The 13,094-nt window shown below is 67.4% G+C and carries 12 protein-coding genes; 3 read left to right on the top strand and 9 right to left on the bottom strand.

Annotated features, from left to right (window positions below; all coding sequences use genetic code 11):
- Positions 1-294 precede the first annotated feature (294 nt).
- From CSC66_RS11290 to CSC66_RS11280, 3 genes are all read left to right on the top strand, one after another.
- Positions 295-1,200 carry a hypothetical protein gene (locus CSC66_RS11290; protein WP_162377491.1) on the top strand — a complete coding sequence of 302 codons (906 nt, stop codon included), beginning with the start codon at positions 295-297 and terminating at the stop codon, positions 1,198-1,200.
- A 114-nt stretch (positions 1,201-1,314) separates the two neighbouring features.
- Positions 1,315-1,704, top strand: coding sequence for a hypothetical protein (locus tag CSC66_RS11285; protein ID WP_162377490.1), 390 nt, complete (start codon positions 1,315-1,317; stop codon positions 1,702-1,704).
- 23 nt (positions 1,705-1,727) lie between these two features.
- Positions 1,728-2,333, top strand: a complete 606-nt coding sequence (locus CSC66_RS11280; protein ID WP_162377489.1) for a hypothetical protein — start codon at positions 1,728-1,730, stop codon at positions 2,331-2,333.
- 40 nt (positions 2,334-2,373) lie between these two features.
- On the opposite strand, the gene CSC66_RS11275 is transcribed toward CSC66_RS11280, so the two are convergent.
- The 9 genes from CSC66_RS11275 to bla form a co-directional block, all read right to left on the bottom strand.
- Entirely contained in the window at positions 2,374-2,967 is a 594-nt protein-coding gene (locus CSC66_RS11275) for an LOG family protein (protein ID WP_162377488.1), read from the bottom strand.
- 86 nt (positions 2,968-3,053) lie between these two features.
- Positions 3,054-3,227, bottom strand: a complete 174-nt coding sequence (locus CSC66_RS11270; RefSeq protein ID WP_162377487.1) for an MFS transporter — start codon at positions 3,225-3,227, stop codon at positions 3,054-3,056.
- A gap of 119 nt (positions 3,228-3,346) precedes the next feature.
- Positions 3,347-4,801 carry a dihydrolipoyl dehydrogenase gene (gene lpdA / locus CSC66_RS11265; RefSeq protein ID WP_162377486.1) on the bottom strand — a complete coding sequence of 485 codons (1,455 nt, stop codon included), beginning with the start codon at positions 4,799-4,801 and terminating at the stop codon, positions 3,347-3,349.
- A 144-nt stretch (positions 4,802-4,945) separates the two neighbouring features.
- Positions 4,946-6,193 carry a dihydrolipoyllysine-residue succinyltransferase gene (gene sucB / locus CSC66_RS11260; RefSeq protein WP_162377485.1) on the bottom strand — a complete coding sequence of 416 codons (1,248 nt, stop codon included), beginning with the start codon at positions 6,191-6,193 and terminating at the stop codon, positions 4,946-4,948.
- Positions 6,194-6,263: 70 nt separating this feature from the next.
- Positions 6,264-9,095, bottom strand: coding sequence for a 2-oxoglutarate dehydrogenase E1 component (locus CSC66_RS11255; protein WP_162377484.1), 2,832 nt, complete (start codon positions 9,093-9,095; stop codon positions 6,264-6,266).
- Between the two features lie 468 nt (positions 9,096-9,563).
- Positions 9,564-10,463: a GNAT family N-acetyltransferase gene (locus CSC66_RS11250; RefSeq protein ID WP_162377483.1), complete on the bottom strand. Its 900-nt coding sequence runs from the start codon at positions 10,461-10,463 to the stop codon at positions 9,564-9,566.
- Positions 10,460-11,713 (bottom strand): cupin domain-containing protein, encoded by a 1,254-nt coding sequence (locus CSC66_RS11245; protein WP_162377482.1) that lies wholly within the window; start codon positions 11,711-11,713, stop codon positions 10,460-10,462. The genes CSC66_RS11250 and CSC66_RS11245 overlap by 4 nt, the downstream gene beginning before the upstream one ends.
- Positions 11,710-12,108, bottom strand: a complete 399-nt coding sequence (locus CSC66_RS11240; RefSeq protein WP_162377481.1) for a VOC family protein — start codon at positions 12,106-12,108, stop codon at positions 11,710-11,712. The genes CSC66_RS11245 and CSC66_RS11240 overlap by 4 nt, the downstream gene beginning before the upstream one ends.
- 25 nt (positions 12,109-12,133) lie before the next feature.
- The gene (gene bla / locus CSC66_RS11235) at positions 12,134-13,039 is read right to left on the bottom strand and encodes a subclass B3 metallo-beta-lactamase (protein ID WP_162377480.1); all 906 of its coding nucleotides are present in this window, start codon (positions 13,037-13,039) and stop codon (positions 12,134-12,136) included.
- Positions 13,040-13,094 lie beyond the last annotated feature (55 nt).

Here is a 13,094-nt window from a genome sequence, read left to right as displayed (position 1 = left end):
ACAGGCCGCACTCCAGCCTTGGCTACCGGACACCCAAGCAGTTCAAGGAAGATCAGCAGCAAGAGCAGCAACCGACCCACCGAGCCATCGTCAACTAACCGGTGGTCCTAAAAAACCCGGCAGGTCAGCCCCTTCAATCTCCATCTCTCGAGGCGGTCTAAACGCCGCTTCCGGCCGTCGCACATTCCATTGATCGGCCAAAGGTTTCTCCGTTGACGCCGTTTCAGACCGCCTCCAGACTCCGTGTTATGCCCCTGGTCGGGGTAACTGGTAGCTAGGCATCACGAGAAGACTATGGGCGACTCCGAGCCAAAAACCGGCGAACTCTTCACTAGGCAGTACATCGCCAGGGGTGTCCCTACTCAAGACAGCGTCCTGCTGCGGAACAGGCTGGATGCTTATTTGCAAGCTAACCACTACGCTGAATATGCAAAGTTGGCTTCCTACCTTCGTCAAGAAGGCGGACTGATCATTAGTACGTTCTATTCGGAAAAGTACAACTCGACGTACTACAACTTCAGTCAGTTTTTCACAGAGTCGCGCATCGAGTTTGTACTTTCGTCTATTACCCTTGTATGGCGTTATTTCAAGGTTAACGATCGACAGCCCGTGACAAATCCGGACAGGAGCTTTGGCTACATCTTTCCCAAGGCCACCGCTTGGCGAGACTTTGTCAACCGTGCGCTACGGGAAGAGAACGTTGGATACATCGCCGACCATGAGTGTGGCATTCACTTCTTCGTTGACGAAGAATTCGAACGCAATCGAGCATCAGCACTCGCATGTCTTGCCAATCCAAGGCATGCCGGCGTGCGTGTCGCTTTCGAACAGTCTCACGCGTACCTGGACTCGAATCCAGCAGATACTAAAGCTGCCGTGAGGTCATCCTTTGAAAGTCTTGAAATTCTTGCTCGCCTCATTGATCCCGCGAGCAAAAACCTCAACCGTTGGATGGTTGAGAATAAAATCAAACCGCTAGCTCTTAGTGCTGCAATAAACGCCACAGAAGGCATGATGCTGGATAAGGCTATGGATGGGATTGCTCAACTCGTAGACGGGATACATTCATTTCGTCATGGCCAAGGCACGCCTGACCCAGTTTCCCCTTCATTGGCCACGGCTGTATATGTCGTAGCGTCGACAGCCGCTGCACTTCGGCTTCTGGCGCCACTTGACCTAGCATCAATAGGTGATGCCTAACCGCTCGTTCAAGTCGAACCTGCTTCACAGATCGGCAGGCGTTATCGGGCGCGCACGCCGGGTTCTCGGCGCCTGCTTATGGGGTGTCAAAAACATATGGAGTTGGGCAGACTGATGAACATCGATGCGATTCTGTACGAAACGCTTTTGGAGTTGGCCAAAGCTAAGAAACTTGCCTCCTATAGCGAAGTGGCTCCATTGATCGGACTCGACATGGCGCAACCGCAGGACCGGGACGAGATCGCACGGAAGCTTGGCGACATCGTGTTCTTTGAGCACGATAACGACAGGCCAATGCTGACCGCCCTTGTTGTTCATCAAGGTGGAGATAACAATCCTGGCGAGGGCTTCTTTTCCGCCGCGGAGAAAATTGGGCTCTTTAAGGCCACCCGGGATCCAATAAAGCGCCTAATATTTTGGCAAAGCCAGGTTGCGCTCGTTCACAGTCACTGGGCGTCTGCTAGCCATTCATTCAAGTCGAACCCGCTTCGCGGGTCGGCCTAATTCAAGCGTTATATCTCACGCGCATGTCGACAGAAATCTGGAAACTCTCCAAGTTTGAAGTTGCTGAGAGGCAACTGCTTCAGGCAATCCGATTGTTCTTCTATCGCGGCGACGAGATTTCCATTCACACCTTGGCTGAGGCAGCGGCGCAGGTTTTGTACGACACAAAAGAACAACATGGCGGTGGCATCAGCATATTTCGTGACAGTGATAGGATTCGACCAGAGCGCAAGAAGGAGTGGCTTCAGCATGTCTTCCGTTCTAGGAACTTCTTTAAGCATGGGGACAAAGACGCGGGTGAACTCCATGAGTTCAAGGCAGTGTTCAATCATTTCTCACTGCTCGACGCGGTAAATCTTTACTCAAGCGCAAAAAGGGCGTGGGTTCCGGAGACTTTGGTGTTCTTCTCGTGGTTTGCGCTAGCGTACCCGAGCATTTTGAATGATGATGATCCGGTCATGAGGTCCTTGGTGGAGAGCGCCGTCCGCGGTCCCGACCTCATCGATACCCAAGACTTTTCAACCTGGGCCGCCTGCTTGGAGGAACTGCGGTCAGGCCACCGCTCTTTTCAAGGTCTTGTTTTAACTGCAGGATTGCCCGGTAAGTGCTCGACATCCGCACGGTTTTGAGTAGCGGCGCAATCACGAGTCGCCGCAACGCCGAGAGCCGCTACCGCAGCGACTTCCGTCGCTTCTCGTCCATCCACTTGCTCGCCTGCGCCGGCTCGTACGCCTTCATCCAGGCCAGCATCGCCTCGAGGTCGTCGCCGTGCCACAGGTCGGCGCGCTGGTCCGGGTGCAGGAAGCGCTCCTCGACCATGCGGTCGATCATGCCGATCAGGGGCGCGTAGAAGCCGTCGACGTCGAGGAAGGCGCAGGGCTTGTCGCCGATGCCGAGCTGGCGCCAGGTCAGCATCTCGAACATCTCGTCCAGGGTGCCGAAGCCGCCTGGCAGGGCGATGAAGCCGTCGGACAGGTCGAACATGCGCATCTTGCGCTCGTGCATGGAGCCGACGACCTGCAGTTCGGTCAGGCCGCGGTGCGCGACCTCCCAGTCGGCCAGCTGCTGCGGGATCACGCCGACCACCTCGCCGCCGGCCTCGAGCACGGCGTTGGCGACGATGCCCATCAGGCCGACGTTGCCGCCGCCGTAGACCAGGCGGATGCCGTCGCGGGCCAGGCGGTCGCCCAGGGCGATGGCGCGTTCGGTGTAGGCCGGCTTGCTGCCGGCGTTGGAGCCGCAATAGACGCAGATCGAGCGCATGGATCAGGTTCCGTCGGGAAGATGGGGAGGTGGCGGCAGGGCGCGATGCGCGGGGTGCCAGTGCGGTCCCATGGCGCCCGGCCCGCTCAGTCGCGGCTGCGGTCGCGGCGCCAGTAGACCAGCGCGCCCAGCACGATGAAGGCCACGCCCACGCCACTGAAGGCCGGCCGGCCGCCGGCGAAGGCGCCGATCACGAACAGCACGCCGGCGGCGGCATACAGGCCGGCGGTGACGCGGGGCGGAAGTCCCTTGGAATCCATGCGTTGCTCCTGGTCGAGTCTTTGCGTGTCTGCGGAAAGCGCGAAGCCGGGCAATGCCCGGCTCCGGTGCCGCATGCAGATGTCCGCTGCGCGGGCATCTGCATCCACAGGGCGAACCTTCAGTTCGCCTTATGGATCGCGCGCTTGTCCACCGCCATCGCCGCGTCGTGGATCGCTTCCGACAGCGACGGGTGGGCGTGGCAGATCCGCGCCAGGTCGTCGGCCGAGCCGCTGAACTCCATGGTCAGCACGCCCTCGTGGACCAGCTCGGACACGTTCGGGCCGACCAGGTGCAGGCCGAGCACGCGGTCGGTCTCGGCATGCGCGATCACCTTGGCGAAGCCGACCGGCTCGGCCATCGCCACGGCGCGGCCGACGGCGGCGAACGGGAAGGTGCCGGTCTTGTAGGGCACGCCCTCGGCCTTGAGCTGCTGCTCGGTCTTGCCGACCCAGGCGATTTCCGGGCCGGTGTAGATGACCCACGGGATGGTGTCGAAGTTGACGTGGCCCGGCAGGCCGGCGATCAGCTCGGCCACGGCGATGCCTTCCTCGAAGCCCTTGTGCGCCAGCATCGGCCCGCGCACGCAGTCGCCGACCGCCCAGACGCCGTCGACGCCCGTGTGGCAGTGCTCGTCGACCACGACCTGGCCGCGCTCGTTGAGCTGCACGCCGGTGCCTTCGGCCAGCAGGCCCTTGGTCGCGGCGCGGCGGCCGACGGCCACCAGCAGCTTGTCCACGACCAGGCTCTGCTCGGCGCCCTTGTCGTCGGTGTAGGTGACGGCGACTTCCTTCTTCTTGCCCTTGGCCTTGACCTCGGCCTTGGAGACCTTGGCGCCCAGGCGGATGTCCAGGCCCTGCTTCTTGAACTCGCGCGCGGCCAGCTTGGCCACCTCGGCGTCGGCGGCGGCCAGGAACTCCGGCATCGCCTCGAGGATGGTGACCTCGGCGCCCAGGCGCTTCCACACGCTGCCCAGTTCCAGGCCGATCACGCCGGCGCCGATCACGGCCAGGCGCTTGGGGGTCTCGGTGAAGTCCAGCGCGCCGACGTTGTCGACGATGGCCTCGCCGTCGAACTTGGCGAACGGCAGCTCGATCGAATCCGAACCGGCGGCGATGATGACGTTGGTGCCCTTGAGTTCGACCTCGGTGCCGTCGTGCTGCTTGACCTTGACGACGTTGCCGGGCTGCCCCGCGTTTACGTGGAGCGTGCCGAAGCCGTAGTACGCGGTGACCTTGTTGGCCTTGAACAGCTGGGCGATGCCGCCGGTGAACTGCTTCACGATGCCGTCCTTGCGGGCGACCATCTTCGCCACGTCGATCGACGCATCCTTGAAGCCGATGCCGTGCTGCTCGAACTTGTGCAGCATGTTCTCGTACTGGTGCGAGGAATCGAGCAGCGCCTTGGACGGGATGCAGCCCACGCGCAGGCAGGTGCCGCCCAGCGCCGGCTTGCCGTCCTTGCCCAGCGCCGCGTCGATGCAGGCGGTCTTCAGGCCCAGCTGCGCGGCGCGGATCGCGGCGTGGTAGCCGGCCGGGCCGGCACCGATGACGACGACGTCGAATTGTTCAGCCATTTCCAGTTCCTTTGCCTTTGCTGCCCGTCGCGGGTCGTGGCCCGGGGGCGGAAGAGTGCAGGGCGGCGAGCTGGATCGCGCTTGGCTTCCGCCGGCCCTGGCGAAAACGGCGCCGCCCTTCCGGGGAAGGGCGGCGCGGGGGTCTTACAGCCCGAACAGGATCCGGTTCGGGTTCTCGAGCTGGTTCTTGATGTCCACCAGGAACTGCACCGCGTCCTTGCCGTCGATGATGCGGTGGTCGTAGGACAGGGCGATGTACATCATCGGCGCGATCACGACCTGGCCGTTCTCGGCGATCGGGCGCTCCTTGATGGTGTGCATGCCCAGGATCGCGCTCTGCGGCGGGTTGACGATCGGGGTCGACATCAGCGAGCCGAAGGTGCCGCCGTTGGTGATGGTGAAGGTGCCGCCCTGCAGGTCGTCCAGGCCGAGCTTGCCGTCGCGCGCCTTCTTGGCGTAATCGGCGATGCCCTGCTCGATGTCGGCGAAGCCCAGGCGCTCGACATTGCGCAGCACCGGCGTCACCAGGCCCTTGTCGGTGGACACGGCGATCGAGATGTCGGCGTAGCCGTGGTAGATGATGTCGTCGCCGTCGACCGAGGCGTTGATCACCGGGAAGCGCTGCAACGCGTTGGCCGCGGCCTTCACGAAGAAGCTCATGAAGCCCAGCTTGATGCCGTGGGCCTTCTGGAAGTCCTCGCCCAGCTCCTTGCGCGCGGCCGACACCTTGGCCAGGTTGACCTCGTTGAACGAGGTCAGCATCGCGATGGAGTCCTTGGACTGCATCAGCCGCTCGGCGATCCGCTTGCGGATGCGGGTCATCGGCACGCGCTCTTCCGGACGCGCGCCCGCGGCCTTGCCGGCGCCGCCGCTCTTGGCGTATTTGACGATGTCTTCCTTGGTCACCGCGCCGCGACGGCCGGTGCCCTCGACCTGCGACGGATCGATGCCTTCCTTGCTGGCGGTGAAGCGCGCGCCCGGCGGCAGGTCGCCGCCCGCGCCCGTGGACGACGACGCGGCGGCCGGGGCCGGCTTGGTCGAGGCGGGCGCGGCGGCTTCGGCCTTGGCCGCGCCGGCCTTGGCCTGCACTTCCTCGGCGCCGGCGGCCGGCTTGTCGTCCTTCTTCGCCTCGGCTGGCGCTGCGGCGGCGGTGGCGCCTTCCTCGATGATCGCCAGGACCTGCGAGCTGGTGACGGTGTCGCCTTCCTGGAACTTGATTTCCTTCAGCACGCCGTCGACCGGCGAGGGGACTTCCAGGACGACCTTGTCGGTCTCCAGGTCCACCAGGTTCTCGTCGCGCTTGACCGCGTCGCCGGCCTTCTTGTGCCAGCTGGCGATGGTGGCGTCGGAGACGGATTCGGGAAGGACCGGAACTTTGACTTCGGTGGCCATGGGGCGTCCTTGGGGCGTATGTCGGTAGGGCGGAAGTATCGGGGGGTGCCGGTTGCGGCGTGGTGACGCGCTATTCGGCGGCGAGCTGGTTGCCGGGCGGGTTGACCAGCGCGTCGGCGACCAGCTTGAGCTGCTCTTCGACGTGGTCGGCGAAGTGGCCCACCGCCGGCGACGGCGAGCGCGTGCGCCCGGCGTAGCTCAGGGCCTGGCCCTTGGCCAGGCAGGCCTGCAGGTGGTGCTTGATCTGGTACCAGGCGCCCTGGTTCTGCGGCTCCTCCTGGCACCAGACCACCTCGGTGGCCTTGGCGTAGGTCTGCAGGACCGTGGACAGCGCCTCGCGCGGGAACGGGTACAGCTGCTCGACGCGGACGATGGCGACGTTGTCCTGGCCGCGCTTGAGCTGGTCCTCGAGCAGGTCGTAGTAGACCTTGCCCGAGCACACGACCACGCGCTTGACCTTCTTCGGGTCGGCGCTGCTGTCCGGGATCAGGTGCTGGAACTCGCCGCTGGCCAGCTCGTCCAGGGTCGACACGGCCAGCTTGTGGCGCAGCAGCGACTTCGGCGACATGACGATGAGCGGCTTGCGCGTGCTCATCTTCATCTGGCGGCGGAGCATGTGGAAGCACTGGGCCGGGGTGGTCGGCACGCACACCAGCATGTTCTCCAGCGCGCACAGCTGCAGGAAGCGCTCCAGGCGCGCGGAGCTGTGCTCGGGGCCCTGGCCTTCGTAGCCGTGCGGCAGCAGCAGGGTCAGGCCGGAGATGCGGCCCCACTTGGCCTCGCCGGAGGCGATGAACTGGTCGATCACCACCTGGGCGCCGTTGGCGAAGTCGCCGAACTGGCCTTCCCAGATGTCCAGGGTGTTCGGGTCGGTGGTGGAGAAGCCGTACTCGAACGCCATCACCGCCTCCTCGCTGAGCAGCGAGTCGATGATGGTGGCCTGCTCGGGGGTCTCCACCAGCTGGCGCAGCGGCAGGTAGTAGCTGTCGGTCTTCTGGTCGTGCAGCACCGCGTGGCGGTGGAAGAACGTGCCGCGGCCGGCGTCCTGGCCGACCAGGCGCAGGCCGTAGCCTTCCGAGAGCAGGGTGGCGTAGGCCAGGTTCTCGGCGAAGCCCCAGTCGCCGCCGATCTCGCCGGCCGACATCTTCAGGCGGTCTTCGTAGATCTTGGCCACGCGCGGGTGGAGCGAGACGCCCTGCGGGATCGTGTTGATGATCTTGGCCAGCTGGGTCAGCGTGGCCTTCTTCACCCTGGTGTCGACCGCGTCGGACAGCGTGCCGGAGAGGTACTTGGACCAGTCGATGGTCAGCTCGTAGTCCTCCGGCTTGGAGGCGGCCAGCTCGGTGGTGACCTCGCCGGCGTCGAGCTTGTTGCGGTACTCGTCCACCAGCGCCTTGCCGGCGTCGGCGGCGATCACGCCGGCCTTCTCCAGCTGCGCGGCGTACATCTCGCGGGTGGTCGGGTGCTTGCGGATGGTCTGGTACATCAGCGGCTGGGTCGCCGCCGGCTCGTCGGCCTCGTTGTGGCCGTGGCGGCGGTAGCAGACCAGGTCGATGACCACGTCCTTCCTGAACTGCTGGCGGAACTCGTAGGCCAGCTTGGCCACGAACACCACCGCTTCGGGGTCGTCGCCGTTCACGTGGAACACCGGTGCGCCGACCATCTTGGCCACGTCGGTGCAGTACAGGGTCGAGCGCGCGTCTTCCTTGTTGCTGGTGGTGAAGCCGACCTGGTTGTTGATCACCACGTGCACGGTGCCGCCGACGGCGAAGCCGCGCGCCTGCGACATCTGGAACAGTTCCATCACCACGCCCTGGCCGGCGAAGGCCGCGTCGCCGTGGATCAGCACCGGCAGGACCTGGCGGCGCTCGTCGTCGCCGCGGCGCTCCTGGCGCGAACGCACCGAGCCGGCGACCACCGGGTCGACGATCTCCAGATGCGAGGGGTTGAAGGCCAGGGCCAGGTGCACCGGCGCGCCCGGGGTGGCGATGTCGGCCGAGAAGCCCATGTGGTACTTCACGTCGCCGGCATGGGCGCGCTCGTCGTGCTCGAACTTGCCCTCGAACTCGTCGAACAGCTTGCGCGGGTTCTTGCCCAGGGTGTTGATCAGGACGTTGAGGCGGCCGCGGTGGGCCATGCCGATGACGATGTCCTTGACCTTGTCCACGCCGGACTGGCGGATCACCGTGTCCAGCAGCGGGATCAGCGAGTCGCCGCCTTCCAGCGAGAAGCGCTTCTGGCCGACGTACTTGGTGTGCAGGTAGCGTTCCAGGCCCTCGGCCGCGGTCAGCCGCTCCAGCACGCGCTGGCGGGTCTCGGCGCTGAGGTTGTAGTCGCCGCCGGCCAGCTCCAGGCGCTGGTACAGCCACTGGCGCTGCTCGACCTCGGGGATGTGCATGAACTCGGCGCCGATGGAGCCGGTGTAGGTCGCCTTCAGGCGCGCGAGCAGGTCGCGCAGCTTCATCCGCGGCTGGCCGGCCAGGCCGCCGGTGCTGAATTCGCTGTCCAGGTCGCGCTCGGACAGGTCGTGGAAGGGCAGGCCCAGGTCCGGCGGGTTCATCGGCGGGGTCAGGGCGAGCGGGTCGACCTTGGCGCCCAGGTGGCCGCGCGAGCGGTAGGCGGTGATCAGGCGGCCGACGTTGCGCTCGCGTTCGTCGCCGACGGCCGGCGCGGTCGCATAGCCGTTGTTGGCGGCGTGGCGGGCGGCGTCGGCGACGTGGGCGATGACCGCCGAGTGCGGGACGTCACCGGCCTCGCGGCCCTTGAACCCGTCGAAGTAGGCTTTCCACTTCGGGTCTACGCTGTCGGGGGAGACCAGGTACTGCTCGTACAGGTCCTCGATGAAGGCGGCATTGCTGCCGAGCTGCGATGACTGCGCAAACTGCTTGAGTAGGTTGTCCACGATGGAGTCGCGTCTGGGTGGGGGATGGGCCGCAACCGGCCCAGGCCCGGCGTTGCGGGCGTGATAGCCGCAAAAGTATACCCCCCATCGCCCGTTCAGGGACCTAGACGAAGGCCGGATTTCCCGGTCCGGGGGTCACGGGGGTGCGGCGGTTCACACTGTCGCGGGCCAGGCGTGGGAGGACATTCCCGGTAGGCGACGGCCAGCGATGCGAGTCGGCGGCGGCGTGCGCCTGGTGTCGGGCAGGGCGGATGAAGTCGGGTGTGGCGCCTGCGGGCGGGCCGGACGGGGGAGCCGGGAGGGGGTCGTTTGCCGGGTGGCGTCGGGTCGCCGATGAATCGGCTCCTACAAAAAGCTGCTGGAACCGGCGACGCAAGTGGTAGGAGCCCATCCTCATGGGCGACCCGACGCCGCCCCGATGGCGACGGCCACGCACGCCGACGTCGGGTCGCCCATGAAGATGGGCTCCTACAGGACGCGGTACTCGGTGCAGGGGCGGGAGCGTTCCCAGATCCGGTCGAACTCCAGTTGCAGGCGGCGCGCGAGCGGGCCGTCCTCGACCCCGCCCTCGCCATCGAAGCGATGGCCCAGCGGCCGGAACAGCGCGCCGCCCGTGTCGTTGAAGGCGAAGGCCGACGGATAGCGCGCATCGACCGGGTCCTTGACCTCGCGGAAGGCGAACACGCTGGGCAGGCGCTGGGCCAGCGGCAGGATCGGCGCGCCCGACCGCTGCGGGGTCGCCGCATCCTGCAGCAGGATCCGCAGCCGCCGCTCGCCGGGGCGGACGGCGAAGCGGCGCAGCGCGTCCAGCACGTCCTTGCGGTCCAGCAGCCCCGGGTCCATCGCCCGGCTGTACAGCGCCAGCTCGCGGCGCGCGTGGGTGGCCAGGGCGATCAGCACCGCGGCGGCGGCGTCGGCGTCCTCGACCGGGCTGGCGCCCGGCAGCCGCCGGCGCATCAGGCGATGGCCGATCCCGGCCTCTTCGAACACCGGACCGGAAGGCACGAACCCGGCGCGTGCGTAGAACGGCAGCGCATGCAGCTGCGCGTGCAGGGTGACCTCGGTCCAGCCGCGCCGCCGCGCCTCCTCGAGCAGCCCGGCCAGCATCGCCTCGCCGATCCCGCGCCCGCGCTCGCTCGCCAGCACCGCCATCCGGCCGATCCGCCGGTCCGGGGTCAGGCGCGCGGTGCCCAGCAGGCGGCCGTCGGCATCCAGCGCCATGACATGGAAGCTGAGCGGGTCGAGTGCGTCGCGCTCCAGCGCGGCCGGCACCTGCTGTTCGTCGATGAACACGGTGGTGCGCAACGCATGCAGGCGTGCGTGGTCCTGGGCGTACTCGGCCGCGACGATGGAAACCGCGGCGCTCATGCGTCGCCGTCCTCGCCGTCCTCGTCCGGGTCGTCGGCCAGCAGTCCGTAGTGGCCGGCCTGGTAGAGCGCGTAGGCGGCGTCGCGGCCGTCCTGCGAAAGCGATTCCCAGGCCGGGCCATCCAGCACGGTGGCATCGGCCAGCAGGATCGCATCCTCGACCGGCACGACCAGCGCGCGGCCGCTGCAGTACAGGCTGGCGCCGTCGTCGTGGCGCCGGCGCCAGGCCAGGCGCGAGGCCGGGTGGCGTTGCAGCGCCGCGCCGTGGGCCAGGTCCCATTCCAGTTCGATGCGCGGGCGCGGCTCGCCGCCGGGGATGACCTCGCCGGCGGCGCGGTAGGTGGTGATGAAGCGGCCGAACCAGTCGCCCAGCCGGTCCGGGTCGTTCATCCGGATGGCATTCAGCGCCTCGACCACGCGGTTCATGGCCGCGGTGTCGATCTCGTTGGGATCGGCCGGCACGGCCAGGTCCTCGTCGTGGTAGCGGATCGCCTCGTCGGCATCGACCAGCACCTCGTCGAGCCAGTCGCCGATCAGCTCCGAGGAGGAGGGCGCGCGCATGCCGACCGAGAAGGTCAGGCACGGGTCCTCGGCCACGCCGTGGTGCGGCACCAGCGGCGGCAGGTAGAGCATGTCGCCCGGGCCCAGCACCCAGTCGTGGGTGGGTTCGAAGTGGCGCAGCAGTTTGATCGCCACGTCCTCCTGGAAACCCAGGTCCGGGGCAGGCTGGCCCATCGCCACGCGGGCGTCGATCTGCCAGCGGCGATGGCCGTAAGCCTGCAGCAGGAACACGTCGTAGTGGTCCACGTGCGCGCCGACCGAGCCGCCGGTGGCGGCGAAGCTGACCATCACGTCGTCGATGCGCCAGCGCGGCAGGAAGCGGAACTGCTCCAGCAGCGCGGCCACGTCCGGATCCCATTTGTCGACGTCCTGGACCAGCAGGGTCCAGTCGTGGTCGGGCAGGCCGGGGAAGTCGTCCTCGGCGAACGGGCCGGTGCGCACGTCCCAGCGGCCGCTGCCGCGGTCGTGGCTGATCAGCCTCGCCAGCACGCCGTCCTCGCAGGCCAGGCCGGCCAGGTCGTCGGGCATGAGCGGGGTCTGGAAGCCGGGGAAGGCGTTGCGGACCAGCAGCGGGCGCTTGTGCCAGTAGTCGCGCAGGAACACCGCCGGGTCCATGCCCAGCGGCGGCAGGGCGGCGGCGTCGACCTCGAACGGCAGGGCGGCGGGGGAAGTCTTCTTGCGGGAGCTCATGAGGCGATCTCGTCGTAACCGCGGCCGAGGAACTGGAGCAGGCACCAGCCGTGGCCGAACGGGTCGGCCAGCTGCATGATGCGGCCCCACGCGGCTTCGCGTACCTCGCCTTCGGCGCGGGCGCCGGCGGCCAGCGCGCGGGCCAGGGCCGCGTCCAGGTCTTCGACCACGATGTCCAGGTGGAGCGGCGTCCAGTGCCGCCGGTAGTCGCGCGCCGAACCGGCCGCGCCTTCGCTGCCGGCATCCTTGCGCAGCAGGTAGAACGGTACGGGTGCGCCGGTCATCTCGAGCACGGCGTCGCCGAAGCGGCGCGCGGCGGCCAGGCCGAACGCATCGCGGTAGAACGCCTCGGCGCGGGCCAGGTCGTCGACGTCGATGTTGATCAGCAGTTGCACGTCGGATCGCGTCGTGTGGGGCGGTTCAGCGTGCCGGCGGCGCGGCGGCTTCGTCGGCCAGGCGCTTGTCGAGGCGCGCGCGGGCCTGGGCGGCGTAGGCGCGGCAGGCGCCGTCGCCCGCCAGCGGCTGGCTGGCGCCGGGGCCCAGTCGCGACCACAGTGCGCTGGCGCCCGGATGCGGGGTGACCAGGATATCGCAGGGCAGGGCGGCGACCGCGTCCAGGGTGCGGCGGAATCCGGCGACGTAGCCGGCGTTGGCCGGGTCGGTGAAGCGCCACTGGTCGTCCGAGATCGCGGTGAGGCTGTCGACGTAGGCGATGTCGCGGCACGAGCCGGCCTCGCAGGAGCGCCAGGTCCAGCTGGTGCTCCCCGGCGCATGGCCGGGCGTGGCGTGGGCGGTGAGCCGCAGCGGGCCCAGCGCCAGCACCTCGCCGTCGGCGATGCGGCGTACGCCGGCGACCGGCGCCATGGGGTCCAGCTGCCCGTACTGCGGGTCGCCGCGATCGCTGCCGCCGCGTTCGAGCACGACCGCGGCCGGCTCGAGCGCGACCACGGTCGCACCGGTGGCCGCCTGCAGCGCGGCGATGCCGCCGGCGTGGTCGAAATGCTCGTGCGAGCCGACGATGTACTTCACGTCCTCAAGCTTGAAGCCGGCGGCGCGGATGTTGTCCTCGATCAGCGCCGCACCCCTGGCGGTGCCGCCGTCGAGCAGCACGTGACCCTGCGGCGAGGTCACCAGCAGGGCGGTGATGCCGCAGGTGCCGACATACCAGGTGTTGCCGAAGACATGGACGGGCGGCGAGGGGTCGTCCCAGCCGGCGTCGGCGGGGCAGGCGGCGGCCGGCGTTGCGGGGGCGGCGCTGGCGCTGGAGGTTGCCAGTGACAGGGCCAGCAGGGTCGCCAGCGCGCCGGCGGTTTCGAGCAGTCGCATGGATCGTTCCGCTGCGTTCGGGCTGGCCACTCTAGCAGCCGCGCGGCACGCGGCC

Origin of the sequence: Pseudoxanthomonas kaohsiungensis, assembly GCF_010211765.1 — a bacterium.
Lineage (GTDB): Bacteria > Pseudomonadota > Gammaproteobacteria > Xanthomonadales > Xanthomonadaceae > Pseudoxanthomonas > Pseudoxanthomonas kaohsiungensis.
The sequence above is the reverse complement of the archived record's forward strand: the minus strand, read 5'-3'. Positions and strand labels throughout refer to the sequence as shown.

Bases quoted from the DNA above. Each gene is read 5' to 3' on its own strand.
- CSC66_RS11290 (WP_162377491.1), top strand. From the start codon at position 295: ATGGGCGACTCCGAGCCAAAAACCGGCGAACTCTTCACTAGGCAGTAC.
- CSC66_RS11285 (WP_162377490.1), top strand. From the start codon at position 1,315: ATGAACATCGATGCGATTCTGTACGAAACGCTTTTGGAGTTGGCCAAA.
- CSC66_RS11280 (WP_162377489.1), top strand. From the start codon at position 1,728: ATGTCGACAGAAATCTGGAAACTCTCCAAGTTTGAAGTTGCTGAGAGG.
- CSC66_RS11275 (WP_162377488.1), bottom strand. From the start codon at position 2,967: ATGCGCTCGATCTGCGTCTATTGCGGCTCCAACGCCGGCAGCAAGCCG.
- CSC66_RS11270 (WP_162377487.1), bottom strand. From the start codon at position 3,227: ATGGATTCCAAGGGACTTCCGCCCCGCGTCACCGCCGGCCTGTATGCC.
- lpdA (WP_162377486.1), bottom strand. From the start codon at position 4,801: ATGGCTGAACAATTCGACGTCGTCGTCATCGGTGCCGGCCCGGCCGGC.
- sucB (WP_162377485.1), bottom strand. From the start codon at position 6,193: ATGGCCACCGAAGTCAAAGTTCCGGTCCTTCCCGAATCCGTCTCCGAC.
- CSC66_RS11250 (WP_162377483.1), bottom strand. From the start codon at position 10,463: ATGAGCGCCGCGGTTTCCATCGTCGCGGCCGAGTACGCCCAGGACCAC.
- CSC66_RS11245 (WP_162377482.1), bottom strand. From the start codon at position 11,713: ATGAGCTCCCGCAAGAAGACTTCCCCCGCCGCCCTGCCGTTCGAGGTC.
- bla (WP_162377480.1), bottom strand. From the start codon at position 13,039: ATGCGACTGCTCGAAACCGCCGGCGCGCTGGCGACCCTGCTGGCCCTG.